The 26,220-nt window shown below is 41.8% G+C and carries 28 protein-coding genes and 1 pseudogene; 10 read left to right on the top strand and 19 right to left on the bottom strand.

From position 1 onward, the window contains the following. Positions 1–159: 159 nt before the first annotated feature. Entirely contained in the window at positions 160–1,941 is a 1,782-nt protein-coding gene (locus V7L05_RS22870) for an FAD-dependent oxidoreductase (RefSeq protein ID WP_335167344.1), read from the top strand. 107 nt (positions 1,942–2,048) lie between these two features. Next, positions 2,049–2,246, top strand: a complete 198-nt coding sequence (gene patX, locus V7L05_RS22865; RefSeq protein ID WP_334949112.1) for a heterocyst-inhibiting protein PatX — start codon at positions 2,049–2,051, stop codon at positions 2,244–2,246. 786 nt (positions 2,247–3,032) lie between these two features. On the opposite strand, the pseudogene V7L05_RS22860 reads toward patX, so the two are convergent. Continuing rightward, a pseudogene (locus V7L05_RS22860) lies at positions 3,033–3,341 on the bottom strand (class I SAM-dependent methyltransferase); the annotation flags it as partial. A gap of 208 nt (positions 3,342–3,549) precedes the next feature. On the opposite strand from V7L05_RS22860, the gene V7L05_RS22855 reads away from it, so the two are divergent. Then, positions 3,550–3,750, top strand: a complete 201-nt coding sequence (locus V7L05_RS22855) for a hypothetical protein (protein ID WP_335167342.1) — start codon at positions 3,550–3,552, stop codon at positions 3,748–3,750. 122 nt (positions 3,751–3,872) lie between these two features. Here the strand turns inward: V7L05_RS22855 and glnA are convergent, their stop codons facing one another. Further along, on the bottom strand, positions 3,873–5,297 hold the full coding sequence (glnA, locus tag V7L05_RS22850) for a type I glutamate--ammonia ligase (protein ID WP_335167340.1): 1,425 nt from the start codon (positions 5,295–5,297) through the stop codon (positions 3,873–3,875). A gap of 357 nt (positions 5,298–5,654) precedes the next feature. Between glnA and apcB the strand changes: the two genes are divergently transcribed. Continuing rightward, positions 5,655–6,164 (top strand): allophycocyanin subunit beta, encoded by a 510-nt coding sequence (gene apcB, locus V7L05_RS22845; protein WP_335167338.1) that lies wholly within the window; start codon positions 5,655–5,657, stop codon positions 6,162–6,164. Between the two features lie 190 nt (positions 6,165–6,354). Here apcB and V7L05_RS22840 read toward each other — a convergent pair whose 3' ends face one another. Together V7L05_RS22840 and V7L05_RS22835 are read right to left on the bottom strand one after the other, a co-directional pair. Beyond that, the gene (locus tag V7L05_RS22840; protein ID WP_335167336.1) at positions 6,355–6,723 is read right to left on the bottom strand and encodes a clan AA aspartic protease; all 369 of its coding nucleotides are present in this window, start codon (positions 6,721–6,723) and stop codon (positions 6,355–6,357) included. Then, the gene (locus V7L05_RS22835) at positions 6,720–6,995 is read right to left on the bottom strand and encodes a hypothetical protein (RefSeq protein ID WP_335167334.1); all 276 of its coding nucleotides are present in this window, start codon (positions 6,993–6,995) and stop codon (positions 6,720–6,722) included. The genes V7L05_RS22840 and V7L05_RS22835 overlap by 4 nt, the downstream gene beginning before the upstream one ends. 175 nt (positions 6,996–7,170) lie before the next feature. Here V7L05_RS22835 and V7L05_RS22830 point away from each other — a divergent pair, with 175 nt between their 5' ends. Beyond that, positions 7,171–7,605: a DUF29 family protein gene (locus tag V7L05_RS22830; protein ID WP_335167422.1), complete on the top strand. Its 435-nt coding sequence runs from the start codon at positions 7,171–7,173 to the stop codon at positions 7,603–7,605. Next, positions 7,606–8,424, top strand: a complete 819-nt coding sequence (locus V7L05_RS22825; protein ID WP_335167332.1) for a TlyA family RNA methyltransferase — start codon at positions 7,606–7,608, stop codon at positions 8,422–8,424. Between the two features lie 18 nt (positions 8,425–8,442). On the opposite strand, the gene V7L05_RS22820 is transcribed toward V7L05_RS22825, so the two are convergent. The 5 genes from V7L05_RS22820 to V7L05_RS22800 form a co-directional block, all read right to left on the bottom strand. Further along, entirely contained in the window at positions 8,443–8,964 is a 522-nt protein-coding gene (locus tag V7L05_RS22820) for a hypothetical protein (RefSeq protein ID WP_335167330.1), read from the bottom strand. Between the two features lie 8 nt (positions 8,965–8,972). Continuing rightward, positions 8,973–10,220, bottom strand: a complete 1,248-nt coding sequence (locus V7L05_RS22815) for an AAA family ATPase (RefSeq protein WP_335167327.1) — start codon at positions 10,218–10,220, stop codon at positions 8,973–8,975. A gap of 94 nt (positions 10,221–10,314) precedes the next feature. Next, entirely contained in the window at positions 10,315–10,533 is a 219-nt protein-coding gene (locus V7L05_RS22810) for a type II toxin-antitoxin system HicA family toxin (RefSeq protein ID WP_335167325.1), read from the bottom strand. 2 nt (positions 10,534–10,535) lie between these two features. Beyond that, positions 10,536–10,781 carry a type II toxin-antitoxin system HicB family antitoxin gene (locus tag V7L05_RS22805; RefSeq protein WP_334862896.1) on the bottom strand — a complete coding sequence of 82 codons (246 nt, stop codon included), beginning with the start codon at positions 10,779–10,781 and terminating at the stop codon, positions 10,536–10,538. A 216-nt stretch (positions 10,782–10,997) separates the two neighbouring features. Further along, the gene (locus tag V7L05_RS22800) at positions 10,998–12,599 is read right to left on the bottom strand and encodes an alkaline phosphatase D family protein (protein WP_335167324.1); all 1,602 of its coding nucleotides are present in this window, start codon (positions 12,597–12,599) and stop codon (positions 10,998–11,000) included. Between the two features lie 229 nt (positions 12,600–12,828). Between V7L05_RS22800 and V7L05_RS22795 the strand changes: the two genes are divergently transcribed. Next, positions 12,829–14,376 (top strand): ATP-binding protein, encoded by a 1,548-nt coding sequence (locus V7L05_RS22795; protein WP_335167322.1) that lies wholly within the window; start codon positions 12,829–12,831, stop codon positions 14,374–14,376. 38 nt (positions 14,377–14,414) lie between these two features. Here the strand turns inward: V7L05_RS22795 and V7L05_RS22790 are convergent, their stop codons facing one another. From V7L05_RS22790 to V7L05_RS22780, 3 genes are all read right to left on the bottom strand, one after another. Then, positions 14,415–15,518, bottom strand: coding sequence for an AI-2E family transporter (locus V7L05_RS22790; protein ID WP_335167319.1), 1,104 nt, complete (start codon positions 15,516–15,518; stop codon positions 14,415–14,417). 248 nt (positions 15,519–15,766) lie between these two features. Beyond that, positions 15,767–16,204: an NUDIX hydrolase gene (locus tag V7L05_RS22785; protein WP_335167318.1), complete on the bottom strand. Its 438-nt coding sequence runs from the start codon at positions 16,202–16,204 to the stop codon at positions 15,767–15,769. 35 nt (positions 16,205–16,239) lie between these two features. Beyond that, the gene (locus V7L05_RS22780) at positions 16,240–16,686 is read right to left on the bottom strand and encodes a hypothetical protein (protein WP_335167420.1); all 447 of its coding nucleotides are present in this window, start codon (positions 16,684–16,686) and stop codon (positions 16,240–16,242) included. Between the two features lie 481 nt (positions 16,687–17,167). Between V7L05_RS22780 and V7L05_RS22775 the strand changes: the two genes are divergently transcribed. Then, the gene (locus V7L05_RS22775; protein ID WP_335167316.1) at positions 17,168–17,833 is read left to right on the top strand and encodes a hypothetical protein; all 666 of its coding nucleotides are present in this window, start codon (positions 17,168–17,170) and stop codon (positions 17,831–17,833) included. A 395-nt stretch (positions 17,834–18,228) separates the two neighbouring features. Here V7L05_RS22775 and V7L05_RS22770 read toward each other — a convergent pair whose 3' ends face one another. From V7L05_RS22770 to folD, 3 genes are all read right to left on the bottom strand, one after another. Beyond that, positions 18,229–18,684, bottom strand: a complete 456-nt coding sequence (locus V7L05_RS22770) for a divergent PAP2 family protein (protein WP_335167315.1) — start codon at positions 18,682–18,684, stop codon at positions 18,229–18,231. A gap of 276 nt (positions 18,685–18,960) precedes the next feature. Next, on the bottom strand, positions 18,961–19,893 hold the full coding sequence (gene crtE, locus V7L05_RS22765) for a geranylgeranyl diphosphate synthase CrtE (RefSeq protein WP_335167313.1): 933 nt from the start codon (positions 19,891–19,893) through the stop codon (positions 18,961–18,963). A gap of 138 nt (positions 19,894–20,031) precedes the next feature. Beyond that, on the bottom strand, positions 20,032–20,919 hold the full coding sequence (gene folD / locus V7L05_RS22760) for a bifunctional methylenetetrahydrofolate dehydrogenase/methenyltetrahydrofolate cyclohydrolase FolD (RefSeq protein ID WP_335167311.1): 888 nt from the start codon (positions 20,917–20,919) through the stop codon (positions 20,032–20,034). Positions 20,920–21,214: 295 nt separating this feature from the next. On the opposite strand from folD, the gene V7L05_RS22755 reads away from it, so the two are divergent. After that, a complete protein-coding gene (locus V7L05_RS22755) occupies positions 21,215–21,871 on the top strand; it encodes a pentapeptide repeat-containing protein (RefSeq protein ID WP_335167310.1) in 657 nt (218 codons plus the stop codon). A gap of 39 nt (positions 21,872–21,910) precedes the next feature. Here V7L05_RS22755 and V7L05_RS22750 read toward each other — a convergent pair whose 3' ends face one another. The 4 genes from V7L05_RS22750 to fraC form a co-directional block, all read right to left on the bottom strand. Next, the gene (locus V7L05_RS22750) at positions 21,911–22,690 is read right to left on the bottom strand and encodes an ABC transporter permease (RefSeq protein WP_335167418.1); all 780 of its coding nucleotides are present in this window, start codon (positions 22,688–22,690) and stop codon (positions 21,911–21,913) included. Then, positions 22,680–22,832: a hypothetical protein gene (locus V7L05_RS22745; protein WP_335167308.1), complete on the bottom strand. Its 153-nt coding sequence runs from the start codon at positions 22,830–22,832 to the stop codon at positions 22,680–22,682. The genes V7L05_RS22750 and V7L05_RS22745 overlap by 11 nt, the downstream gene beginning before the upstream one ends. After that, positions 22,829–23,836 carry a septal junction protein FraD gene (gene fraD, locus V7L05_RS22740; RefSeq protein ID WP_335167307.1) on the bottom strand — a complete coding sequence of 336 codons (1,008 nt, stop codon included), beginning with the start codon at positions 23,834–23,836 and terminating at the stop codon, positions 22,829–22,831. The genes V7L05_RS22745 and fraD overlap by 4 nt, the downstream gene beginning before the upstream one ends. Before the next feature lie 64 nt (positions 23,837–23,900). Continuing rightward, positions 23,901–24,440: a filament integrity protein FraC gene (gene fraC, locus V7L05_RS22735; RefSeq protein WP_335167305.1), complete on the bottom strand. Its 540-nt coding sequence runs from the start codon at positions 24,438–24,440 to the stop codon at positions 23,901–23,903. Positions 24,441–24,761: 321 nt separating this feature from the next. Here fraC and V7L05_RS22730 point away from each other — a divergent pair, with 321 nt between their 5' ends. Then, positions 24,762–25,898, top strand: coding sequence for a cob(I)yrinic acid a,c-diamide adenosyltransferase (locus V7L05_RS22730; protein WP_335167303.1), 1,137 nt, complete (start codon positions 24,762–24,764; stop codon positions 25,896–25,898). The last annotated feature ends 322 nt before the right edge of the window (positions 25,899–26,220 follow it).

Here is a 26,220-nt window from a genome sequence, read left to right as displayed (position 1 = left end):
CTTAGAAAAATTTCTCATGAACCAGACGAAATAATACAAGTCATTCTGAAATTACATATAACCCTATATCTATCAAGTCTCCGAAAAATAAAATAAATTATCTTGTCTGATGCCAAGCTATCTGGAGAGAATATGTCCAAACTCCAGTGAGGTGAAGCAATGGTTAATCAGACATACACAGCTGATGTCTTAGTTGTCGGTGGGGGAACCGGAGGCACTGCGGCTGCTATCCAAGCGGCGCGACGGGGAGCCAAAACCATTCTGGTGAGTGAATTTCCTTGGTTGGGGGGGATGCTAACTTCGGCTGGAGTATCTGTACCCGATGGCAACGAATTAGAAGCCTTTCAAACGGGGTTATGGGGTGCGTTTTTGCAGGAATTGCGACAGCGACAGCCCGGAGGGTTAGATAACAGCTGGGTAAGCTTTTTTAGTTACGATCCTCGGATTGGAGCAGAGATTTTTGCAGATTTGGTGCAGGAATTGCCTAATCTGCACTGGATTACAGGGGAAGTGCCTTTAGAAGTGTTCCGGCAGGGTGATTCTATTACTGATGTCCGCTTTGCTGATTTTGCTGTCACAGCCAAAATTATTCTCGATGGCACAGAATTAGGAGATTTATTGGCTTTAGCTGACATACCTTACCGATGGGGCTGGGAATTGCAATCTGAGTGGGGAGAACCCAGCGCCCCAGTCACTTTTAACTCTTTAACCCAGAGATATCCTGTGCAAGCGCCCACTTCGGTAGTGATTATGCAGGACTTTGGTGAAGCCGTTGCCCCAGAAATTCCGGCTGCCCCTAACTATAATCCATCCCAGTTTACAGGTGCTTGGGATGGCTATGGAGCAGAGACATTTTTGAATTACGGACGCTTGCCTGGTGGTCTATTTATGATTAATTGGCCAATCTGTGGCAATGACTACGCCGAAGGAGTAGGGCGACTGATAGAGTCAGATGTATCCAGAGGTGAATTCATCCAGGAATCTCGCTGGCACAGCCAAAATTTTGCCCATTTTATCCAAAAACAGCTTGGTCGTCGTTATGGTTTAGCAAAAAAAGTATTTCCTCACACCCCTACAGCTTTTGCACTGCATCCCTATTACCGGGAAAGCCGCCGCTTAGTGGGGCTAACTACTGTCCGAGAACAGGATATTTTGCCGATCGCTGGAGGTAGAGTTGCATCTATATTTAATGATGCGAGTTTTTGTGTTCGGGAAGCGATCGCAGTTGGTAACTACGCCAATGACCATCATTATCCTGGTGTTCAATTCCCACTGCAACCTAAATCTATTCGCTGGGGAGGACGTTGGACTGGGACTCCCTTTACAATTCCATACAGTTGTCTCATTCCAGCCACAACAGATGGTTTTTTAGTCTGTGAAAAGAATATTTCTGTCTCCCACATTGCCAATGGCGCCACCAGATTACAACCTGTGGTTATGGGCATTGGTCAAGCAGCAGGGATGGCAGCAGCGATGTGTGTTGAGTTAAACTGCCAGCCGAGGGATTTACCTGTCAGGGCGCTGCAAACGGCTTTATTAGAAGATAATCGCTCAAAAGCGCTAATTATTCCTTTGTTTAATCTTCCACCCAATCATTCGGATTGGCGGCACTGGCAACTGTATTACTTAAATAACCCACAAGCCTATCCAGTTAGTGGCGATTGCGCTTTACCATCGGGGAATGAGTACCCTGACTCCAAGGCATTAATTCGGGAAAGTAACTGTTTCAAAGGCATTTTTTACCGCTTGTCACAGCAGGAATACAGATTCACTGTCACAGCACCAGCCGCATATCAAGGGCAAAATTGGCAGCTTGTGACTTTGCGATCGCATATCGACCAGCAATTAGGCGCTTATCACCATGAACAATTAGTCACATTGTGGGGTCGTCAGAATCACTTTGCTAATTGGTTATTAGTCGAACATTTAAACGAAGGATAAGAAGAGTTTATTTTCAGTAAAACAGAATACTTTTTGATGATTTGTCCGGATATTCATTAAAAAGCTAAGTATCAGTGAAGTGGAGAGTTCCAAAATAGACATCTTCTATGCGTGCTGCCATTTCACTTTTAGTATCGAGTCTGGTGTTCGGCCCCTTAGCTTATAACTGCCAAGCAATGGTCAATCACTCATCCTATGGGCTGCCTTCCACGCCTGCTTCGGAACAGTGGCTGTCGGCAGCATCTGAACAAAATCCAGATGATGCGCCACGTCATCGCGGTAGTGGGCGTAGAGAAATAACGTAAAAATTCGGAAATATCTATGCTGTGGTTTAATTACCTTCGGGTAATGCCTCTTTTCCCAAAAGAACCAAAGTATCAGAAAACCGGCTGTTGTGCTAACATCTTTTACACAGCTTTTCTGGTAAAGATATATACAGTTGACACCCGAAAATCTTCAGCGATCGCTTGGTATTTCAACTGCAAGCTTTGTATATATAGTTGGCGTCAATCCTGGCGATCAAAACGCAAATCAAATTAAGTGCCTTGATCAACAGCATCCCCAACTCCTCAAAAGCTACACAACTGTTGCTTATATTGCTGGGAAGCTCTGCGTCTCAATCCTCAACTGCTCTAGAAATAGATGTAAATTAGGCTATCAGTTAATCTAAAGCACATCTAATTCAGACATTTTGCTTGTTGAGGAAACAGTCTTCAGGCAACTTCACTTTATTCCCCAATAGGTTTTGTTCTCATAGATTGAGTAGCTGGTTATCTACATCAGCAACTAATTGATCTTCACTGCGACACCTGTTTAGCGTCCTTTGCCGAAGCATAAAATCCCTTTCGTTTCATCTGAGCTGATCTAGGGCATGGATTCGCACAAGTAGTATAGGTTTATTCCACTTCTGACTTACTCTTGCACCCTGGTTCGTTCTCCTCGCAGATGGCTCCCGACGAAATAAATATTAAGAAGGATCTGCTAGATCATCTTAGTCATTTTTAATGATTGTACACCCAAGACCAGATGCTCCCATTTTGCATCTGGTCTTTTTAGATGAATTTTAGTTAAAGAAAAGGAAATGGGGCATCTCAAGCTGGCTTATGAGCAATGAAATACTTGCTCATAAAATGGACTTGCGTCTTAATATTCTCAAAGCCGGCTCTGTGCAAGCGTTCTACTAAGTCATCAGTGGTGTAATGCCTGTAGTAGGGTTCATGGTAAGTTTCGGGGAAAGAATCGATCATATGCTCGAACTCAGGTGAATCACTCAACTGAATTGAGTCACAGATAATAAAGACTCCTCCTGGTTTTGTCACCCGGAAGCATTGCTCAATGATACTTTGACGTGCGATCGCTGGTAACTCATGAAAGAGAAAAACAGATGTTACAGCATGAAAGTTGGCAAAGCTACAGGCTCCGAGGTCACACAATCCAAGGATTTTAGATTGAAAAGAGCAATCAAGTCAGGGGCTTCTGTCAAAAATCTTTGGACTCTGGAGCAAATATAAATTTTTGTAAAAAGTAGCTATTGTTACAGAATTTTTGCTATATTTGTTTGTAAGAAAACCAAAAATTATATATTCAGAAAATAGAGAGGCTATGGTTATGTCTATTGCAGATAAATCTCGTGCGTTAATGGTGCGTGAACATCAGCAAGTCAAGAATCGTCAACAATCAATGCTGATGCGGGCTGCACAAGAACTTGGTCTTCCTGAAGAAGCATCCTACTACTGGAACCCGATTCAAGGGAAGGTAGATGCTGGCGCTCGGATGATTTATGGGCCAAGCCATGCTTCCATGAGCTAAGTTTCAATAGTTTTAAGGTTGATTTTTGAGTGCATGTCTCAACTGATAACTCTAGAAAAAAAAAGCCACCCTCTACTCTAGGGTGGCAAGACTTATGACTTTGAGTTAGATACGGTACTTAATTAAGCATCGTAGTAGAGGTAAAACTCGTAGGGATGAGGGCGTAGCTGTAACTGCTTAACTTCGTTACTTAGCTTGTAATCAATCCAATTTTCGATAAAGTCTTCCGTGAAGACGCCTGATTCTGTCAAGAAGGCGTGATCTTTTTCCAGTGCTTGCAACGCCAGTTCTAAAGAACCTGGAGTTGAAGGAACCTTCGCCAGTTCTTCTGGAGAGAGTTCATAGATGTTTTTATCTAAGGGTTCACCAGGATGGATTTTGTTCTTAATGCCATCGATACCAGCACAAAGCATTGCAGCAAATGCCAAGTAAGGGTTAGAAGTAGCATCTGGACAACGGAATTCTAAACGCTTGGCTTTGGGGTTTGTGCCAGATAGAGGAATACGGATAGAAGCAGAACGGTTCCCTTGGGAGTAAGCCAAGTTAACAGGTGCTTCATAACCAGGTACTAGGCGCTTGTATGAGTTTGTACTGGGGTTGGTAATTGCCAATAGCGCTGGTGCGTGTTTGAGAAGACCACCAATGTAGTACAACGCCATTTCACTTAAATCAGCATACTTATCACCTGCGAACAGAGGTTGGCCACCTTTCCAGATGGACTGGTGACAGTGCATTCCAGAACCGTTATCGCCAAAAATCGGTTTTGGCATGAAGGTGACGGTTTTGCCATATTTCTTGGCAACGTTCTTGATGACATATTTATAAATCATCAACCAGTCAGCCGCTTCGATCAACTTCCCAAACTTGAAACCCAGTTCGCACTGACCACCAGTAGCAACTTCGTGGTGATGCTTTTCAATGGGTACGCCTAATTGCGCCATCGTCAATAGCATTTCTGTGCGGATATCTTGGAAAGAATCCGTCGGTGAAACTGGGAAGTAACCTTCTTTGAAGCGTGGTTTGTAACCCAAGTTGGGTTTGTTATCTGTACCAGCTTTACCGGAATTCCAAGCACCTTCTTCGGAGTCTAAGAAGTAGTAGCCTTCGTTGGCAGTTTGGGCAAATCTAGCACTGTCAAAGATAAAGAACTCAGCTTCCGGGCCAAAGAAGGCTGTATCACCAAGACCAGTGGAAACTAAGTAGTCTACTGCTTTTTGGGCAATAACCCGTGGGCAACGGTTGTACCATTCGCCTGTGCGGGGTTCTTTGATGCTACAAATTATACTTAGCGTTGGGACTTCCATGAATGGGTCGATCCAAGCAGTGTTGGGGTCGAGTACCATCGTCATGTCCGATTCGTTGATCGCTTTCCAACCTCGGATGCTGGAACCGTCAAAAGGTACGCCATCAGTGAATGCAGTCTCATCGATTTGATTTTGGTACAGTGTCAGGTGCTGCCAAGTCCCTACTGTATCGATGAATTTGAGATCAATCAGCTGAATTTTTTCATCTTGAATTCTCTTCAAGACTTCTTGTGGTGTTGTCATTGTTACTCCTTCTCTACCAATTTCCTAAAGTAATACCAGAACCTTCCAAAGCATCCTAACCCTGCTGATCTCAATCAAGCCGTGACACACCTGAAATATCTTAAATACTAGACATTGGCGGATTTTGTAGCCTATGTTACAGATATCTGGATTACAGGTTATATTAACCTTTCAGCGATCATCTATACAAAACTGGAAAGTTCATCATCTAGGGGTCAACTTTGGCATAAAATCCTTAAATAGCGGATAAATTGTTTTTGTGCCAAATCTATTTTAAATAGCACAAAAATTTACTGGTGCATAAGTGCAGCCAAATAAATATCAAACCATAAATAGCAAGGATTGGGAGAAAAAGGAATGCGCGATGCGGTAACAAGTTTAATTAAGAATTATGACTTAGCTGGCCGGTATTTTGATCGGAATGCGATCGATAGCCTGAAATCTTACTTTGACAGTGGTACAGCAAGAGTCCAAGCGGCGGCGGCGATAAATTCTAATGCGGCTGCCCTTGTCAAGCAAGCTGGTTTGAAGTTATATGAAGAACTACCAGAATTGATTCGTCCTGGTGGAAATTCCTATACGACTCGTCGTTATGCGGCTTGTCTTCGGGATTTAGACTACTACTTGCGCTACGCCACCTATGCGCTGGTTGCTGGGAACACGAATGTGTTGGATGAGCGTGTGCTACAAGGGCTACGGGAAACCTACAATTCTCTAGGAGTGCCTATTGGTCCGACGGTTCGCGGTATCCAGATTCTCAAGGATCTGATTAAGGAACAAGTAGCAGGCGCAGGTGTGGTTAATGCTGCTTTTGTGGATGAACCGTTTGATCACATCACACGCGAGTTGAGCGAACAGGATATTTAGTCATTCAACAACAAGTATAAAATATAGCGATCGCACTTTGATTTTATAGAGCGATCGCTTTTTTATGAACCCTACAGAAGGGCTTTATCCAAGTTTTCGCCGCCAAAGGGCAACATCGCGCCTCTGTAATTGCGTAGGCGTAGCCCATCGTAGATATCGCTCCCAATCGCTTATTTGCTCATTATAATGCTCATAATTTCTCAAGTTTTACAACACCGCTTTCGATTGCCTCTACCGTTAATCTGTAACCTTCCATCAGTGACATACCGACAAGTGGATCTGACTCAGCTTCATCAATCGGAATGGTTAGTAATTGCTCATCCCAGACAACAATAGCTTCATACACATCAAATACACATTCACTACCATCTCCTAGAATTGCTCGTCCTCGCCTTTTCCAGGGTAGCTCTAATGCAGCAATGAAATCTGGCGGTAAGGATAACCAACCGTTAAAACCTGTATCAACAATGGCGGTTTGCTCATGTACTTTAGCGTCAGCACCACAAATACGTAGAATGATAATTGGCTCGTAGTCAGCATTCACACTTCCAATAATCATTTTGTTTTGGGGATGCGCCCAGCCCCGAACCGACGGACATAGCGATCGCCAACACGCACAAACCAGATTTGTGCATCTGGGTAGCGAGTCTCAAGACGCTTCGAGGCATTGATTTCATCAGTATCCATTTCCCAGCCACCTGTCTCGATGTCGATTGCAACAATTTTGCCATAATTATTTGCTTCGACTTGTGGACGCACTTGAGAGTCATATATCTCATCACCGCGACGAGCAAATTCTTCTTTGCTGTAACGAGGTTGTCGTAATGGCATAATAAATCTTTCGTAGTCTTAAACCACTGGTAAGGAAAGAAAAACTCCTCTAGCGTTTATTGTAAGCTGGACAGTTGAATTAGACTGGCTAAGGAATGCGATCGCTCATAGATGAAACGCATTAGCTTATCTTATAGAGCCACAATAGAAGTTGCCGATGTTTGAGGCGCTGATTATGGAAGAATTATTAAGTTTGAAAGACTTGCTTGTTAAAGGCGATGTTCAAGGAGCATTGATTATAGTTGAAGAATTAACAGAAATGAGCCGAAATGACATAATCAAGACGATTCGTAGCTATGCAGTGATTTTGCTGTTGCATCTGATTAAACAACAAGCTGAAAATCGCACGACTCGCTCTTGGGAAGTCTCAATTCGGAATTCGGTTCTGGAAATTCAGCGGGAAAATAAGCGGCGTAAAGCTGGAGGCTATTATCTCGTGCCAGAAGAATTGTTAGAAATCTTAGCAGAAGCCTATTTAAATGCCAGTAATGAAGCTTCCCTAGAAGTAGAAGAAGGTCGTTATGAGCCAGAAGAATTAGAAAAGCTGGTTAACCGAGAAGAAATCATCAATCGTGCTTTGACTTTAATCTTACCAGGAGAGTCTAGTTAATTGGCTAAACAGCGACTCGACACACTATTAGTAGAGTTAAATTTATGTTCTTCTCGCGCCTTGGCACAACGGCTAATTCAGGCGGGGGAAGTTACTGTTAATCAGCAGTTAGTTGATAAGGCTGGTACAGAAGTTGATATTTCGGCTCAAATAAATATTAAGGTGCGATCGCCTTTTGTTTCTAGAGGCGGTGAAAAACTCTCGAAAGCTTTGTCAGTATTTGCCATTCCCGTAGCAGAGCGCATTTGTTTAGATGGTGGGATTTCTACTGGTGGTTTTACTGATTGTCTCTTGCAAGCTGGAGCCAAACAAGTTTACGGTATTGATGTCGGTTACGGGCAAGTTGACTGGCGGTTGCGAAATGATTCGCGGGTGATTTTGCGGGAACGCACCAATTTACGGCAACTACGACCAGATGAGTTATATAGCGAGAATGATGCGATTCCTGATTTGGCGGTGGTCGATGTATCGTTTATTTCTTTAACGAAGATTCTGCCAGCCTTGTGGCAATTAACTCAAGCTAATCGGGAAGCTGTGTTGTTAGTCAAGCCACAGTTTGAAGTCGGTAGATCGCGTGTGGGTAAAAAAGGCGTTGTGCGCGATCCAAATGACCAAGCTGATGCAATTTTCCAGGTGTTGCAAGCAGCCCACGAATTAGGATGGAAATACAAAGGCTTAACTTGGTCGCCAATCACTGGCCCTGCGGGGAATATTGAATATCTTTTGTGGTTGGGAATGGAAAGTGAAACACTACCACCTGATTTAGGGGCAATTAAGGAAATAACGCAATCAGCAACAACTGATTTACGGAAGAGTTAAACGTTGGTTAAGGATATTTTACTTGGTGCGATCGCTTCGGCGTTTAGGTGGCTGTGGCGGAGGTGGTTCTTGTGATTTTAGCTTGTCATCATCAGTCAGAAACTCCACATGGAAACCCTTTTGCTGGTAGTGCCAACCCAAGATTACAATACTAGCATCACCCATAGAAGTTTTTTCTACAGCTTGATTGGGGAATTTAGCCGCTAAATCTTTCAATGCTTCCGCATCCCAAAGAAAAATTTGCTCACGAAACTTAGCCCAAGGTGTTGTTTCATCGGCTGCATAAGTTATGATTTCGGCAAATTTTTGAGCGGTTATACGTTTACTTTCTGAATTTGTTGTTTTAGCTTGTGCAATGTGATTACCTGTTTCAATAACACTAGCTAAAGGAAGTACTAGGGTTGTTGATTTGGCGATTTCTGCTTGAATTTTCTGATTTACACGCTCAAAATTCCATTGATTATTACCAGCAGTTTCTCTACCTGGAACTTGTAACCAAACGCATAAAAGCGATGTATCGATGAGTAGCACCTTTCTCATATTAGTAACTATTCATTATGAGAAAGACTTCTTTCAATTGCACCCTTAGTTGTCATATCACCCAAAGAATATGATGCGAATAACTTAGAAAAATTATCAATATCTTCTAAAAGTGTAAGTTTGCTTTCTCCGGTTTCAGAATCGCGGTGTGCAACAACTACAAAAGGAACTATCTCTGGGCCTAAAGCATCGAGTAAAGCTGGGTTATGGGTAGTTAGTAAAATATCGATTTTTCTTTTGCTGCCAATCTCTCGTAGTATTCTTACCAGCAATCCTGCACGCGAGGGATGAAGCCCGTTATCTATTTCTTCAATTACTATTTGACTACCTTCTGGCCGAGTAAGTAGTGCTGTGATAATTGCTAGAAAGCGTAAAGTTCCATCTGACATACTTCTAGCATCTATTTCTGTAATGTGACCAGGTTTCCATTCTTCTTGAGAGTAGAGCATGGCATCAGTACGAAATCTACCTACTTTTTGCGCCCAGACTTTTTGTATATCACCTTCTGGTAGCTCTTTAATGTAGTTGGATAGAGCTGCTTCAACTTCTGCTTTCCGTTTCTTAGATAGTCCGGCTAGTATACCAGCTATATTTGAGGCATCAGTTTCTAGCTTTTCCCCAATTGGTGAGTAAGACCGCATTTTAGAGGGAATGGGGTTTAAAATAAAAATATTTTTAAGATATTCATAAAAAGTATATATATTTTCATATCTCGTCATCTTAGAAGTTGAGTCACTGTCAACAGATAGAGCATTGGCAAGTTTTGGTTGAGTAGGCAATAAATCATTTTGAAGAATATATGTTTCGTTTTTAGTATGAATATATGTTTCGTTTTCATTTAAAAACGAAGCTCTTATATTGTCTATCTGGATAGGCTTTTCATTATAATCATTTTGAGCTTCTTGACAAATTATAGATTCTTCTAAAACTTGAAGGGAAGGTTTTGTCTTTACTGTGATAGCGTAAATATAATCAGTATTAATATCTTGACCTTGTATAACAGCCTTTAATGTAAATTTTTTTCCAGGTTTAAATGCAGCCCATTCTACACCTCCTCGAATTGAAGGGAGTATTGAATCACCTACTAAAGCTGGTTTAACATCCTGCCTTGTAAAAGTTATTTGTAAAAATTCCAAAGCTTCAACTACATTAGACTTACCACTAGCATTTGTCCCAATCAGAACCGTCAACGGGTCAAGTGGAAGCTCGGCATAACGGAAACTTTTCCAGTTTTCTAAGATGAGTTGCTTAAGCATGATCAACTTCAAAAATGCTAAAATTCTATTTTTACTAATACTCTTGATAATAATTTAGGGTGCAAATCACAGAGTTTAATACACCTTTAAAACTTCACTCACCCAACCATTCTTCACGAGAAACTCCAGCTTGTCGTAATAGCCGCGATAATAGACCCCCACTAATATCACCCTCATGAGGATTGGTAATAATTACAGTAACATCACCTCGCCGCATTTGTGGGTGCTTTCCTCCCGCATAGGGGCCTTCAAAACCCAACTCTTGCAGACGTTTTACTAAATCATGCCAAGAAACAGGGGTTAATCTAGACATTTTTATACAGGTTTGGTCAGTTCATTGAGGTTGATACCAGCAATTACAGGAATCGTTAACCCCAAATGTAACCGTAGCGCCAGCCAATCACTTAAAGCTTCTCTTAATTCCCGCCTACATCCTTCCAGCGTTTGATGATTTGCCCAGACTCCTTGTAAACTTGGAATTTCACCCCAATAAGTTTGATCATCTTCAATGATCTCATAAACCGCTAGTTCCATTGCTTGGTCAATGTAGCTTGCCAGCATAGCAATTAAAAAATCCAGTACCTATCTAAATTTAGCTCCTACCAGTGGCGTAGGCAAAGCCCACCGCAGGTCTTACCCTGAGCCTGCGCCGAAGGGCATCGCACAAGGTTTTTCATCCTTCAAAATCTCAGTAAAAACAACAAAGCCAGCAGACAGAGTAAAAAATTGCGTAATTACTCTATCTAACTGGCTAAATTTCGCTGCGCTTTTAGAGATTTATGCTTCTGGTGGCAAATCTACACTGTAAAGAGTTTTCCCTACTAAGTTACGCAGTGTTACCGTCATCACCTTTGTATCAGCATCAATCTTGATTCCTCCAAAGAATTGCAAACCTTCACTTGGGGGTCGATTTGCTTTTGTACCTGGAGGAAGACTTTGAAATATTAATTGTGGCCCAAAGGTATTATCCAACTCGTTTGGCCCAAATGTGCCAGAGTTAAGAGGCCCAGCGACGAATTCCCAAAAAGGCTTAAAGTCAGTAAACTGCGCTTTTGCGGGGTCGTAATAATGCGCTGCTGCGTAATGTACGTCAGCAGTTAACCAAACAACATTCTTGATGTTCTTGTTTTTGATAAATCGTAGCAAATCGGCAAGTTCTAGTTCTCTTCCTAAAGTTGGGCCATTTCCGTTAGCCCAAGCTTCAAAGTCCGTAGTACCGTCTGTAACTATCAATCCCAAAGGCATATCACTAGCAATCACTTTCCATGTTGCTTTTGATGATAGCAATTGCTTTTTCAACCATTGCACTTGTTCTTTGCTCAAAAAATCTGTTTTTTTACTTGGTACTGGCTGATTATTCGGGCTATTTGGCCCCCGATAGGTGCGTTCATCCAGCATGAAAATGTCTAGTAATGGCCCATGCTTAAAGGAGCGATAAATTTTCGTTTTGTCTGGATTCTCGGTTGTATATCCAATAGGCAGATATTCTAAAAACGCTTGTCTTGACCTTTCGGCTAGCAAGTTAACATCCTTAACTGTATAACGGTCATCGTTGAGGATAATTTGCCCAGGATACCAATTGTTCCTTGTTTCGTGGTCGTCCCACTGTGCCAATATGGGAACTTCAGCGTTGAAACGCTTGATGTTTTCATCCAGCAAATTGTAAATATAGTTGCCACGAAATTCTGTGAGAGTCTCTGCTACTTTGGATTTTTCTGGTGTGGTGATGTTTTTCCAAATAGTGCCGTCGTCTAAAGTTACTTCTGCTTGAATGGGTCCATCGGCATAAATATTATCGCCGGAATGGATGAAAAAGTCGGGATTAAGTTTACGCATACTTTCGTAAATTTTCATCCCACCGAAATCAGGATTAATCCCCCATCCCTGACCAGCAGTGTCTCCACCCCAAACAAAGAATACATCTCGCCCAGATTTGGAGGGAGTTCGGAAAGTGCCATGAACAGGAGCGCTGTAGGTGCCTTGATAATCTAAATCTTGGAAGATTACCCGATAAAATAATTTTTGGTCTGGTGGCAGGTTCTTCAGATAAAGTCGGGCTGTAAAGTCGCTATTTTTTAAAGCATTAGGCCCCACAACTCGCTGCACATTTTTAAAAGATTCGCTGGTAGAATATTCTACGATCATTTTGGCCGGGCGATCGCTCCGACTCCAAATGACAATGCTATCATTGCAGATATCTCCGCTAGCTACACCATAAGGTATACCAGGACGCATTTTATCAGAGGTGATAATTCCAGGTGCTTGAGCAAAAACTTGTGATTTGGATACAATATTTGTGGCAATAATTCCACCTGCTGCGATCGTTGAACGCATCAAAAACTGGCGGCGGTTTAGCTTCAATGAGTGATTAGATTCCATACTAAATAATCGCAAACTAAAGAAGTGTTACAGGATAAGTGTTTAACACATTCTGTTAGAACGATAAGTAAAGAGTAAGTTATCTAACGGTTAATAAAATATTAAAAGATTAGATTCGCTGAAGTACTCTATATTCCCACATCCACACTGTGAATTTTGGGTAGCAATCTGGGAAAGATAAGTTTATAACGATTGATAAACTTTGAAATTATCGGGACGGATATCCAAGATGTTACCAGAAATATTATCTCAGCACCCAAGGCTTGAGAGTCTGCTGACTATGGATGACATGACAAATGGTAATGAATCCAACCTGCGATTAAAGTCAACTTTACAAGAATTACCATTTTGGCAGGTTGACATCGAAGTAGAGTGTCCGAGTAATGATTTAGCTATACTCTTTAACCAAGAGCCTTTACTACCGGGAATTATCCTAAATAATCATCAACAGTACGTGGGGATGATTTCGCGGCGGAAATTTTTTGAGCAGATGACCCACCCTTATAGTTTGGCACTATTTTCTAAAAGACCGATTAAAATTCTTTACAAGTTTTTTGAGCCAAAGATATTAGCATTTTCTGAGGATACGCTCATTGTAAATGCGACTCAGGCAACTTTGGAACGATCGCCTGAAGTTGCTTATGAGCCGATTTTAGTTAAAACTATGTCTGGAAAATATAAGCTGGTTGATTTTCATCAATTACTCTTAGCCTACTCCAAAATTCATGTTTTAACACTTATTGATCTACAGCAGGTAGAGGAACAATCTAGAGTCGCTAAAGCAGGCTTTAATGATCTTCAACATAACTATACGCGATTAGTTCAGAATGAAAAAATGGCTGCATTGGGACAACTGGTTGCTGGTATTGCCCATGAAATCAATAACCCCATCAACTTTATTGCTGGCAACCTTGTCCACGCCATCAAATACAGTCAAAATTTACTCGATCTGATTAGATTGTACCAACAATGTTATCCTAAACCAGAAGCGGAAATTCAAACTGCGATCGCAGAAATTGAACTAGATTTTTTAAGTACCGATCTCCCCAATCTTCTCACCTCTATGCAGGTTGGTACTAAGCGAATTGAGCAAATCATTCTTTCCTTACGAAATTTTTCTCGTCTTGATGAATCGGAGAATAAATCAGTTGATATCCATGAAGGTATTGATAGCACTTTGGTAATTTTACAAAGTCGTCTCAAAAATCACGAAACCAATGGGACTATAAAGATAGTTAAGGAATATGGTGATCTTCCCAAAATTCAGTGCTACGCTGGCTTACTCAATCAGGTATTTATGAATATTTTGGCGAATGCTATTGATGCTATACAAGATTCATTAGTGAGCCAGCACGGTCTTGGGGGTTTCCCCCATGACGTGAGGGGCGTTCGCCTTGGCGTGCCGGAGGCATCAGCCGTAAGGGTCATTAGTCATCCGTCATTATTAAGGGATAAAGGACAAATTTGCATTCATACTGAACTTACTGATGACAAGCAAGTAATTATTCGCATTTCCGATAATGGCCCAGGAATTCCAGAGAGTTTGCAAAAGCAGTTGTTTGATCCATTTTTCACTACTAAACCCGTTGGCAAAGGAACTGGATTAGGTCTATCTATTAGCCATCAAATTGTTGTGGAAAAACACGGTGGTCAACTACAATGTATATCGGCTGTTGGCGAAGGAACTGAGTTTATGATTAAAATTCCAGTTACACTTAATTCTGAACAAGTCCAGAAAAACCAAGCCAATAACAATTCAAAATTCAAAAATAAATAGTCAACACTGTTAGTTAAAGTTCACTTACATATTCAACTTTAAGTATAAGTTCGTGCTGGCTCACTTTTTACCGTAACAGGTTCTGACTCGATATCATCTAGCTTCTTAAACTCTCCAGCCCGCCAGCTATCTGTTATATCCTTGATAAAACTGGCAATTGGGATCGCAATTAACAAACCCAGCACTCCTCCTAACTTTGCCCCCAACAGCAAAGAAATCACTACCCAGACGGGATTTAGACCAGTCAAATTACCAAGAATTCGAGGTGCAATAAAATTAGAATTAACTTGGTCGATCGCAACAGCTACACCTAAGACTTCAACTCCTAACCAAAAGTTTTGCAATGCCACCAATAAACTTACTATGGCGATACCTACTCCTGTACCAAAGGGGAAGAGAGAAAACAAACCAATACCGATGCCAAAAAGTAAAGCCAAGGGAACTTGCAGCGCCAAAAACGCCAGTGTAATTGTTACTCCTAACACAGCACCCAATGTTGCTTGACCGATGAAGTAATTGTGGAAATCCTCTCGCAATAATTCCCGCACTTTTAACCCAATGTTAGGGGGAAACCACAGAAAAATTCCGTCCCAAAGACGTTCGCCGTTTAATATTAAATAAATAGTCAGTACTACCGTCAGCAGCACGTTGAGGACAATACCAATGGTATCAACAGCAAAACCAAGAATTCTACCAGTGAAAGACTGAAGTTGGTTAGATAATCGTTCCAGAACTTGGGTAAATAAACCACTTAAATTAATCGGAAGCTGTTGTTGACTTAACGCCCAATCCTGGAAAGCTTGCAGCTGCACAGTACCAGAATCAATCCAACTGGGCAAAATATTAGCTAGCTCTACGAGCTGTTGGATAATCAGGGGAACCAAGGTGATGCCTAAAGCTCCTAAAACTACCACAGTCAAAAGTAACACTCCAGCGATCGCTAGGTTGCGTTTTACCCTTTGTTCCTGGAGAAACTGGATTGGATAGTTCAAGACAAAAGCCAGTAAGATGGCGGCGGCAATAATATTCACCAACGGTTGAAAATACTGTACAACTTGGAGCAATAGCCAGCCGTTGAGAATGGCAATGGGAAATGCCAATCCTATAGTTAACCATCGCGGCAGTTTGTTTGCTGATTCCATTAGTGGTGACTCCACAAGAGTTATAACAATTCAAAATTCAAAACATTTTCAGACGGGGATTTAAACCCTTTAATTTACGATAAAGGTTTGTAGTAAAGGCTTCAGCCCGATCTTCCAGACTGAAGCCCTTACTACGAGCCAATTTAATTAATTTTACATTGCGTAACATAGTTTAATTTATTCCTGCCCAATTACTTACTTTAAATTGGGCAACTAATACCCGTTTAGCAAACAGTGATTCTCTTTGATTAGCCTTGTTGATTTGTTTCGATAAAATCCAACATAATTCGCTGATGCACACTCCCTAAAGGTCGTACTTCGCCAGCCTTTTGCGAATAACAGTTACCTTGGCGAATATCTTCTGGGGTCAATAACCCCATATCCCAGCCTTCATTCAAAACCAGTTGATTTAATTCCATCAAAAGCGGTGCATGAAAGACATGACGGACAACTCTTTCGCCGGGATAATAGCCAAATTCAACAAAAGGTGGTAGTATATAGCCGATTTCTTCTAAAATTTCTCGCTTCACTGCTACCTCTGGTGTCTCATCAGGTTCGATATGACCGCCAAATAGCGCCCAATAACCAGGGTAGAGAATACCGGGGATGTTGTCGCGCAGTTGCATGAGAAACTTGTTTTTTTGGTAGAGAATTGCGATCGCTACATGCACTGGTTGATTGTTCATATATTCATTTTCATATGTTGATTTTTAATTGCTAATTATTCTTCTTCTAGATAAACTTCCCCCAATTCTTTACCAGCTAAGGGGATACTTCGGTAGCGAACTTTACCCTTAATCACCACTTGCGCTCCCTCGGCCAGATTCTTTTGATGGGTGACAACCCAAATTTTGCCCGTCGAGTCATTAATTTGATAAGCCCACTGCTTCATCAGAGGAGCTTGCTTTTCTACCTGACCTTGGATATAAACTATAGCCTGATTGTCTTGTTTTGGTTTAATTTCTCCAATTGGGGTGACATTGGTGCCAATTTTTAAGTTAGCTCCATTCAAGCCAGACGAAGACAAACTACCACAACTACAAAGTCCCACCACCAAGAAAAAAATCAACCCCAGGCGGTAGAGAATAATGCTGTGTCCGTACAAGAACGAAAGGGACAAATTTCTCGTTTGTTCTATGAAAGCCACCGATTGAGCAAATTTTTGCATCATTGTTTGCTTTGTCCCCAGTTTTATTAAGTCATTAGAAAATAAACATTATGGATTTACTGTGAGAAAAACGCCACGACATCAAACAGAAGCACAATAATAGTTAAAAGTCAAGAGTCAATATTTTGATCTCAACGACAAATATTTACAAAGAAAGGCAGAGGGCAGAGGGCAGAAGGGAGAAGGAAAGAAGTACTAATAAAAACTTTAGTTGTGGGTTATTGCCCACTAGTATAAAAAAATTTGTGTCGAGCGGAAAGTGCCACGAGACATAAGGCGTCCTTACTTCAATCCCACGTTTAAAAACGTGGGTTCCCTTCTGCCTTCTGCCTTCTGCCTTCTGAAGTCTACCTACTTACCCGATTAACTTCTTAAATATATTTTTTAACACTCCTTTAATCCCTATACTGAACTAGCTAGGTTTTTAGCTTTTTTCTTATAAAATCTTCTAGGACACCTTGATTTACATAATCTAACTTTTGTGCATAGATTTCAGACTTTACCAAGTGTTTTAGGATTAGCGATATCTACGACGAGCTTCGCTTACGCTCTTTTGATTGGTGGGATGAGTTCTGTCTTTGCCCAACAAGCCATTCCCGTTTGTCAACCACCAAATGTAGGTGAGTATCTTTTATTAGTAGTCAGTCCCACAGCAAATAATCAAAAGCAGTTGCGTAGTGCCTTACCGTCTGAACTTAAGACCATCACCTGCAAATATCTCAACGAAACTGTGACGCGAGTCGGGGGCTTTAACAAAATTGACGATGCCAATCGTTGGGCGAGGTATGTCAGCAATATTGTTGGGTTGTCTGCCATAATTACCACTAGACCAACAACCCCAGATGTGCAGCCACAGCCACGACCACCTCAGCAGACAGTCAGTTATAATCCTCAAGCTTTAGGAGAGGGTTATGCAGTGCTGGTAGATTATTACAACCGTCCAGAACTAGTAAATAGTGTGCAGCAATTAGTGGGAGGTAAGGTAGGTTTTGTTTCTTATGGACAACGCCCTTACTTATTGGCAGTTTATACCACCAACCAAACGGAAGCATACAACACCTTGCAGAAGTTGAACGATCGCGGTTTTATTGCCAGCATAGTAGATAGTCGTAAAGTGATTCTGCTGCGCTCAACTGTGCGCTTATAGTGATATTAAGTTTTCTGGAATACTGATGCGATCTATCAGGGTGGTAATTTGTCAACTCAGCGAATTTTAGACTTCGGCGTGAGCGCTCAGTCGAACGCTTTTAAATTTTGGATTTTAAATTCCAAATTTCAAAAGGTTTCAAGCGAACATATTTCTTTGGGGAATAAATCTAAAATCCTCAAACCCCTGAATTTATTCATCGGGTAAATCTAAAATCCAAAATCCCAAATTTGTTGACAAATTACCAGTTATAGCAGTCGCCAAAGCCATTAGGACAGTTGGCGGGAAACGCGCCTTCAACAGCGTACTTTGTGATTTTATTGCTGTCCTAAGCTACCTGTCCGTTGCTATAGTAATTATCAATAGCCGCTCAAACAAAGATTTATTGCCCTAGCTTAATAAGCAGACCTAGCTAACCAATAGATAGTTATACCCAAAGCCGACCCAGCTATTACCTGAACTGGTGTATGTCCGAGTAATTCCTTCAGACGGTCTTGGCTAAAGTCTGGTTTTTCATCAAATAATTCATCAATCATTTGATTCAGGATACGAGCTTGCTTACCAGCTGCTTGGCGAACTCCGGCTGCATCATACATGACGATGATCGCAAAAATAATCGCCACGGCAAAATCAGGAGATGCCCAACCAAGTTTTTCCCCGACACCAGCCGCTAGAGCTGTAACTAAAGCTGAATGGGCACTGGGCATCCCTCCGGTTGTCACCAAAACACGCACATTCAGTTTGCGATTTTTGATGATCTCGATTACGAGCTTTAGTGCTTGAGCAATTAAACAAGCTAGCAGAGCAACCAGCAGCACCCGGTTGTCTAAAATGTTGCCTATGTCCTGCATGGTATTTTGGTTCGGTTAGTAAATATTAGCAGCAGTTGTTGGTTGAGGAAACATTTAGATTCAACCCAAAATCCAAAATTAACTTAGTACACCACGGCGGAAACAGATCAATTATTCAAACAGCTAAAAAGCTTACTTGATAAGCTTTTTGAATTTTGAATGAGTGAATTCCTCTGGGTGGTAGTAGTACAGCATAGCGTCAATAAACCACCCATTCCAAATCAATGAAACGCTTGCGGTATAGGAATTACGATTGACGAATTCCGCAAAGCGATACTAGTTATTGCGGCTGGTAATAAAATGAGCGATCGCTTGGAGTGGTTTGGCTCTGTCTCCAAATGGTTCTAATTCCACACAAGCTGCTTTAACTAGCTCTTGGGCTTTTGAGCGCGATTCCTCAAGCCCCCAAAGGCTGGGATAGGTCACTTTCTTCGCTTTTTGGTCTTTACCAGCTGTTTTGCCTAATTCCTCTTGAGTAGCAGTGATATCCAGAATATCATCGATAATTTGGAATGCTAGCCCAATATTTTGAGCATAACGGGTCAGTCGCTGCACATCTTCAGGTGATGCCCCAGTTATGATCCCGCCACAAACTACGCAAGCTTCCAAAAGAGCGGCTGTTTTGTGTTTATGAATGAAATTTAGCGTTTCTAGGGAAATATCGGATTTACCTTCAGATTCTAAATCGACAACTTGACCGCCGACCAAACCAGCTGCCCCTAGCGCCCGACCAAGACGGGCAATTACCTGCAAGACTAGCTCTCTCTTAACGCTTTCGGGGGTTTGAATGGCAACAAACTCAAAAGCGAGAGCCAACAAGCCATCCCCAGCTAAAATCGCCACATCTTCGCCATAGACTTTATGATTCGTCAGCTTTCCACGACGGTAATCGTCATTATCCATTGCTGGCAGGTCGTCATGAATCAACGACATTGTGTGGATCATCTCCACAGCACAAGCCGTTGGCATGGCCATTTCGATAGTTCCACCCATCATTTCACAGGTAGCAAGGCAAAGAATCGGACGTACACGCTTGCCTCCAGCTAATAACGAGTAGCGCATCGCCTCATAAATCTTTTCTGGATAAATGATCGGGATAGCCTGATCTAAAGCAGTATCACAAAGCTTTTGTCGCTCTTTCAGATAGACTGCTAAGTTAAACGTGGCTTCCTCTGGTGGTGTCTTTTGAACGTTATCAGTTGCTACCATTCTTTAATTCCTGACATTTTGGGATTTTTGTCTTATACGTCACAATTTTAAGATGCTGTGGGGCTGAAAAAATGAAGAGTTAGGAGTTAGGAGTTGGGAGTTAGGATTAATAATTCTTAACTTTTAACTGATCGCTCCTCACTCTCTTTCTTCTCTTGCCGCCTTGGAATAACTGGCAAATGTATTTTGCAACAATATGGCGACAGTCATCGGGCCAACACCACCAGGAACGGGGGTGATAAATCCTGCGACATCGGCGGTTGATTCAAAGTGGACATCGCCAATTAAGCGACTCTTACCACTAGCATCGGTGACGCGATTCATCCCTACATCTACCACAACAGCGCCCGGTTTCACCATGTCAGCAGTGATCAGTCCGGGACGACCTACTGCTGCAATTAGAATATCAGCATTTTGGGTGATGGTTTTGAGGTCATGCGATCGCGAGTGAGCGATCGTGACTGTGGCATCAGCTTCTAGTAGCATCAGCGCCATTGGTTTACCCACTAAAATACTGCGTCCCACCACTACTGCCTGTTTTCCCTGCAAGGGAATCTCATACTCTTGGAAAAGTCGCATCACACCCGCCGGGGTACAGCTGCGTAAACCGGTTTCTCCCCGTACTAGTCGCCCCAAGTTAACTGGGTGCAATCCATCAGCATCTTTATCGGGATCAATTTGATGTAGCAAAGCTACAGCATCCAAGTGGTTAGGTAAGGGCAGCTGCACAAGAATGCCATCCACCCGTTCATCGTGGTTGAGTGCAGCGATCGCCTCTTCTAACTCCTCAAGGGTAGTTTGGGCGGAAAAATGCTTACCAAAAGAGGCGATACCAACTTTAGCGCAGGCTTTTTCTTTATTACGTACATAAGCGGCTGACGCTGGATTATCGCCAACCATCAGCACTGCTAAACCAGGAGGTCGTCCAATTTTTGGTTGTAATTGTGTAATGGCAACAGAAAGTTCTTGCTGAATTTTTGCAGCTATCGCTTTACCGTCAAGGAGTTTGGCAGTTTTTGTTTCCATGAGAATTCCCAGCTATATTCGCCTTCTATCAAAACTCAGCCGTTTCTGGTCTAGAATACCAATTCAGTTTTAATAAAACTGACTCCCAACTCCTGTTGTATCAACATTTCCTGACCTATGTCAGCATTTATTGTTTTAAAGATCACTAAAAAAGCGTAGTTTTAGGTGATTGACGATTTTTCCGAAATTAATTTTTGATTATTTACTGAGCTTATCTCTTTTTGGGGTGTACTCTCAATATACGGTAACTATCACGCTCGACCTTTGAGATAAATTACACCCAGAGGTGAATACCATGAAAAATTATGCTGATCAGCAGGAATTTATATTAAATCAAATCACAAATAAATATTTTCAGTGCCGAGATTTCAGTGGATATGACTTGAGGGGAATTGACCTAAAAGGAATTGATTTAAGTGGTGTTAACTTCATCGGAGCGGATTTGCGTGGTGCGAATTTGTCTGGCTGTGTTCTGACTCGTGCTAATTTAAGTGGGGCAAATTTGATCCAAGCTAATTTGTCTGAAGCTAATTTGTATGAAGCATCTTTGTGTGAAGCCAATTTGATTAATGCTGATTTAACACGAGCAAATTTGTGCGGAAGTTTCTTATGGCGGGTGAAGCTCACAGGTAGTAATCTTTGGGGTGCTTCTTTGTGTGATGTGGATTTGAGAGAAGCAGACTTAAGTGAAGCTAAATTAATTGAAGCATCGCTGATTGAAGCTAACTTAAGTTTTGCAAATCTCGCAGGAGCAAAGCTATGTGGAGCAAAATTATTAGAAGCTAATTTGACTGAGGCTAACTTAACTGGTGCAGACCTGACATGGGCAAATTTAACTAAGGCAAACTTGAATAAGGCAAACCTTTGGAAGACAAACCTGATTTATGCTAAGTTTCGGGATACTATCATGCCTGATGGCACAATTGAGCAACCTCAGATAATGATTTATTAGTAGGGAGTGGGGAGTCGGGAGTGGGGAATGGGGGGAGAACTAAAATTCGCGTTGTGAAAAAACAAGACTAGCGATCGCTAACAACATCACACTATAAAGTAAGCCATAGCCAGCATTTGTAATCAGTGCAGTTGTGTCAGGTAGTGCTTGCAGACCGTAAACGGCATCATTTTTCAAATCTAATCGAGATAAATCTGGCAAGATGAGAAACAAACCTTGAGTTAGATGTTCCATACCAGGGTTGCGGGTAAGACGCCCAAGTTGTACTAAATCTGGAGTAATATTTCCGATTAAATATACCGCAAAGGTTAAAATAGTCGCTAGGAGAGAAGCCGTAAAAACACCGAAGGTAATAGCCACGGCGGTGATTAATGACAACTGCAAAAATAAGAAAATTGCCGCAATTAGAATGCTGACCGTTGGATGAGGAATGTTACTAAATTGCAGAAATACTAGATAAATTACTGTCATCGTGGCGACAAGTACAGCTAGGACTGCGGATAAACCCAAGTATTTGCCGACGATAATTTCGGTGCGACTGACAGGTTTAGCAATTAACATTAAGATGGTGCGTTTTTCAATTTCTTTATTAACCAGTCCCGTACCAACAAATATTGTCACAATTAGCCCGATGGCATTCATCGCCGCCAAGCCAAAGTCTAAAAACATTTTGTCTTCAGTCGTAGCTGCAAATTCAGGAAGGACGCGGAAGGCGGTGGCGAGTATTAGCGCATAAAAACCAATAATATATAGGATGCGATCGCGTACCACTTCCTGAAACACATTCTTTGCCAATACAAAAATTCTGTTAATAGTCATTTTTCTTTGGGCATTGGGCATTGGGCATTGGGCATTGGGCATTGGGCATTGGGCATTGGGCATTGGGCATTGGGCATTGGGCATTGGGCATTGTTTCTGCTTCCCCTACCCCACTCCCTACTCCCCACTCCCCATTCTTCACTGCTGCGGAGGCGGTGATCCAGGAATTAATTTACTGGCGCGATCGCATTCAATTTCTGCTACTGTAATCTTATTCTCGGAATTGTTGGTTGCTGCAACTGGTTCAATGCGACAAGATTTTTTCAAGTAATAGCCCCGTGGGTTAGAACTCGGGCCTATCCAAATACTTAATAAGTCTAATATATATCCAGACTTAGTATTAGCTACACGCGGTTCAACCCGCCATAGTTCCTTCTCTTCATATTGATCTAGGTTGATTTTAATTACTTCCCTACCCAAAGTTCCTACACGCTGTTTCGCATCTAGCAACCATTTCTCTACTTCTGACCAAGGTCTTTCAGCTATTTGTTCTATTACTATTGGTTGAAGTTTCTCTAGAATTATAACGCCGTTTTGGGGGATTTTTACTGGTTCTATTGTTCTGACAACAAAGGTACTACGTTTAAAACTATCTGCCTGCAAACTAGGATATTCTCGTAACCAATTATCCATCACAAAGTAAAACATAATCCAGCAACTTAGCAGCATACTACTAGCAACTAAAATTATGATTCTTTGGCGGTCTTCTGGCTTAGGAATGCGAGCTTTAGCGTCAGTGTCATTTCCTTCAATAAATTCTGGTATTGCCGTAATTAGTGCTGAAATTGTCGGCCAAAAAACTATTATTCTTGGTGTAATTACCTCCTCTTGACTTCCAAATGCAAAAACACTCACTAAGAATCCAGTAATCACTGCCCCGACTGGCATAAAAGTACCAGGAACCCTCAAAGGATCTTCAGTTGTATACCAAGCTGTGCCCGCAATTAAAAATAACCAGCCAAAAAAGGCAATTATATCTTTGATATAGCCGATAGCAAAATATGAAAGTATCCAAGAAAAAACACTCAAATAAATAAATGTCTGCCAAGAATAAGCTTTGGGTGGAACTAATACCTTTCTAATTCCCGCATAAAGCCCTTCAACAAATTTAAAAGCCCCAAATACATCTTTAAATAGCGTATTCATATTCTTCACTTCACCTGATTAATTAATCACTATTTTTCCTCTGAATTCAACAATTCAGTTCTTGCTATTTTGAGCGAAATAATAAAATAATTGTGATCACACTATAACTCAGAGAATTCGCTATTAATATAGTCGTAGCTAAACTAGTACTTTGTAATTTAAGATTGCTAAAACTACGCCATCGCCGCCGTTGAGATGTTTGAGGCTCCTCTTCTTTTTTAGCAAATGATTCATTCAACGATAGTAGTAATACCCTGAGAATGAAAAATTTCAGCAAAAAAGTAGCAAAGAAAATTATAAAGGCAGTTAATATAATTAAAGTCTGGGATTTCGGGTATTTAAAATTATTAAAAAACATATAGTTAATTAATTCTGATTTTACTTGTATCGGCAACATGGGTTCTGATACAAAAAAGATAAACCAGCCAATCACGCTAGAAAACAGATTAATAGAAATGGCATAAAAAGTACTGGTTTTTTTGTCAAATTTTAGTCGAGAGTGCAAAACATATGCTTCGATGGGGATGGCAATTAGTACAAATAAAAAGTCAAACAGAATTCCACCAATGGGAAAAATCCTGGGAAGCATCCAATTTTCGGGCATAAATGGTCAACGGTAAGGGTTAACTGTAGAGAGTATAACTGGGATAGTGAGGATGATGGGGGAAATTATCCATTGTTCTTGTTTAACTAGTTCCGTGGGTTTAAGTCCCCCGGTTCTATAACCGGTAAGTTTTGTGTTGGGGTAAAATCCCCATTACAAAACTTAATTACGAACGCGAGTGCGTGCCGGAGGCTCTATTACGAGTTACGAATTACGAATTATTTTAATACTTGTACGGAGGCGCTAGAGGGGCAGTTTCTCAGATGAGAGTACAAGACGTTAGGTAAGATTAAAGACTGCCACGTTATAGCTTTTCGAGAGATGACAAGGAACGGTATCGGTATTCGCACGGCGCAAGTGCGCTCAGAACGGCTCATTGGTCAAATTCACATCTACGATGGCGTGGGTAAAGGTAAGTCCCAAGCGGCTTTAGGGGTGGTTTTGCGCTCCATTGGTTTGGGGATAAATATGCCTAGCAATTCTAACCGCGTTTTACTGTTGCGGTTTTTAAAAGGACCGGGACGTGATTATGACGAAGATGGCGCGATCGCAGCTTTACAGCGCGGTTTTCCCCATTTAATTGACCAAGTTCGCACTGGGAGAGCCGAATTTTTTGGCCCAGAAGAAATTACCGCCTTTGACCGAGAGGAGGCGGAACGGGGTTGGGATGTAGCCAAAGGTGCGATCGCTAGTGGTTTATATTCAGTTGTGGTCTTGGATGAACTTAACCCCGTTCTGGATTTAGGTTTGCTACCAGTGGATGAAGTTGTGCAGACATTAAAATCCAAACCCCAGGAGTTGGAAATCATCGCTACCGGACGCGCCGCACCGCAAAAGTTGCTTGATATTGCAGATTTGCACTCAGAAATGAAACCTCATCACCACCCAACAGCCAAAGCCCTGTTACTTGAAGGGATTGAAATTTATACTGGTGCTGGTAAAGGCAAGTCTACTAGTGCCTTGGGCAAAGCTTTACAGGCCATTGGTAGGGGAATCAATCATCCAGGGTCTACCCGTGTGTTGATTATGCAGTGGCTTAAAGGTGGTAGTGGCTACACAGAAGACGCAGCGATCGCCGCCTTGCAGCAATCATATCCAGAAGTGGTGGATCATCAGCGCTGCGGTGGAGATGCGATCGTCTGGCGAAATTCCCGGCAAGAATTAGACTACGTAGAAGCCGAACGGGGTTGGGAAATTGCAAAAGTTGCGATCGCCTCTGGTCTGTATAAAACTATTATTCTCGATGAACTTAATCCCACCGTTGACTTAGAACTACTCCCCGTTGAACCCATTGTCCAAGCTTTACTCCGCAAACCCCGCGACACCGAAATTATTATCACTGGCCGCTGCCAAAATCCACCCGCCTACTTCGACTTGGCTAGCGTCCACTCAGAGGTTTACTGCCATAAACACTATGCTAATCAAGGTGTAGAACTCAAACGAGGGGTAGATTTTTAAATTGAGAATGGGGCATGGGACAAATAAGAAAGAACAGAGATTGAAGAAGAATGCAGAATGCAGAATTCAGAATTCAGAATCAATACTTCGGCAGAGCTACGTAACCATCAGTCGGGGATTGGGACCCGCCACTACGAAAGTTGACCACACTTCGGCGCTGCTCTGTTACCACCAAATCTACGATTTGGTGGGGGTCTAAAAAGAGGTTATTCATCCGCTTTTTCGGTCAAAATACCCAACTTAATTCTGACGACTGACGGCTTTATTCTGTTCGATAAAAGCTTTATTCATACTGAATTCTGACTCCTGAATTCTGAATTCT

Origin of the sequence: Nostoc sp., assembly GCF_036917755.1 — a bacterium.
Taxonomy (GTDB): Bacteria; Cyanobacteriota; Cyanobacteriia; order Cyanobacteriales; family Nostocaceae; genus Nostoc.
This window is presented reverse-complemented; position numbering and strand designations above follow the sequence as displayed.

Excerpts from the sequence above, each read along its gene's own strand:
- V7L05_RS22780 (WP_335167420.1), bottom strand. The coding sequence starts at position 16,686 with ATGCAAAAATTTGCTCAATCGGTGGCTTTCATAGAACAAACGAGAAAT.
- V7L05_RS22755 (WP_335167310.1), top strand. The coding sequence starts at position 21,215 with ATGAAAAATTATGCTGATCAGCAGGAATTTATATTAAATCAAATCACA.
- V7L05_RS22790 (WP_335167319.1), bottom strand. The coding sequence starts at position 15,518 with ATGGAATCAGCAAACAAACTGCCGCGATGGTTAACTATAGGATTGGCA.
- V7L05_RS22855 (WP_335167342.1), top strand. The coding sequence starts at position 3,550 with ATGTCTATTGCAGATAAATCTCGTGCGTTAATGGTGCGTGAACATCAG.
- fraC (WP_335167305.1), bottom strand. The coding sequence starts at position 24,440 with ATGCCCGAAAATTGGATGCTTCCCAGGATTTTTCCCATTGGTGGAATT.
- V7L05_RS22815 (WP_335167327.1), bottom strand. The coding sequence starts at position 10,220 with ATGCTTAAGCAACTCATCTTAGAAAACTGGAAAAGTTTCCGTTATGCC.
- V7L05_RS22820 (WP_335167330.1), bottom strand. The coding sequence starts at position 8,964 with ATGAGAAAGGTGCTACTCATCGATACATCGCTTTTATGCGTTTGGTTA.
- fraD (WP_335167307.1), bottom strand. The coding sequence starts at position 23,836 with ATGAATACGCTATTTAAAGATGTATTTGGGGCTTTTAAATTTGTTGAA.
- V7L05_RS22770 (WP_335167315.1), bottom strand. The coding sequence starts at position 18,684 with ATGCAGGACATAGGCAACATTTTAGACAACCGGGTGCTGCTGGTTGCT.
- V7L05_RS22830 (WP_335167422.1), top strand. The coding sequence starts at position 7,171 with ATGGAAGAATTATTAAGTTTGAAAGACTTGCTTGTTAAAGGCGATGTT.
- V7L05_RS22870 (WP_335167344.1), top strand. The coding sequence starts at position 160 with ATGGTTAATCAGACATACACAGCTGATGTCTTAGTTGTCGGTGGGGGA.
- V7L05_RS22805 (WP_334862896.1), bottom strand. The coding sequence starts at position 10,781 with ATGCTGGCAAGCTACATTGACCAAGCAATGGAACTAGCGGTTTATGAG.
- crtE (WP_335167313.1), bottom strand. The coding sequence starts at position 19,893 with ATGGTAGCAACTGATAACGTTCAAAAGACACCACCAGAGGAAGCCACG.
- V7L05_RS22795 (WP_335167322.1), top strand. The coding sequence starts at position 12,829 with ATGTTACCAGAAATATTATCTCAGCACCCAAGGCTTGAGAGTCTGCTG.
- folD (WP_335167311.1), bottom strand. The coding sequence starts at position 20,919 with ATGGAAACAAAAACTGCCAAACTCCTTGACGGTAAAGCGATAGCTGCA.
- V7L05_RS22840 (WP_335167336.1), bottom strand. The coding sequence starts at position 6,723 with ATGATTATTGGAAGTGTGAATGCTGACTACGAGCCAATTATCATTCTA.
- V7L05_RS22750 (WP_335167418.1), bottom strand. The coding sequence starts at position 22,690 with ATGACTATTAACAGAATTTTTGTATTGGCAAAGAATGTGTTTCAGGAA.
- V7L05_RS22785 (WP_335167318.1), bottom strand. The coding sequence starts at position 16,204 with ATGAACAATCAACCAGTGCATGTAGCGATCGCAATTCTCTACCAAAAA.
- V7L05_RS22730 (WP_335167303.1), top strand. The coding sequence starts at position 24,762 with ATGACAAGGAACGGTATCGGTATTCGCACGGCGCAAGTGCGCTCAGAA.
- apcB (WP_335167338.1), top strand. The coding sequence starts at position 5,655 with ATGCGCGATGCGGTAACAAGTTTAATTAAGAATTATGACTTAGCTGGC.
- patX (WP_334949112.1), top strand. The coding sequence starts at position 2,049 with ATGCGTGCTGCCATTTCACTTTTAGTATCGAGTCTGGTGTTCGGCCCC.
- glnA (WP_335167340.1), bottom strand. The coding sequence starts at position 5,297 with ATGACAACACCACAAGAAGTCTTGAAGAGAATTCAAGATGAAAAAATT.
- V7L05_RS22800 (WP_335167324.1), bottom strand. The coding sequence starts at position 12,599 with ATGGAATCTAATCACTCATTGAAGCTAAACCGCCGCCAGTTTTTGATG.
- V7L05_RS22835 (WP_335167334.1), bottom strand. The coding sequence starts at position 6,995 with ATGCCATTACGACAACCTCGTTACAGCAAAGAAGAATTTGCTCGTCGC.
- V7L05_RS22810 (WP_335167325.1), bottom strand. The coding sequence starts at position 10,533 with ATGTCTAGATTAACCCCTGTTTCTTGGCATGATTTAGTAAAACGTCTG.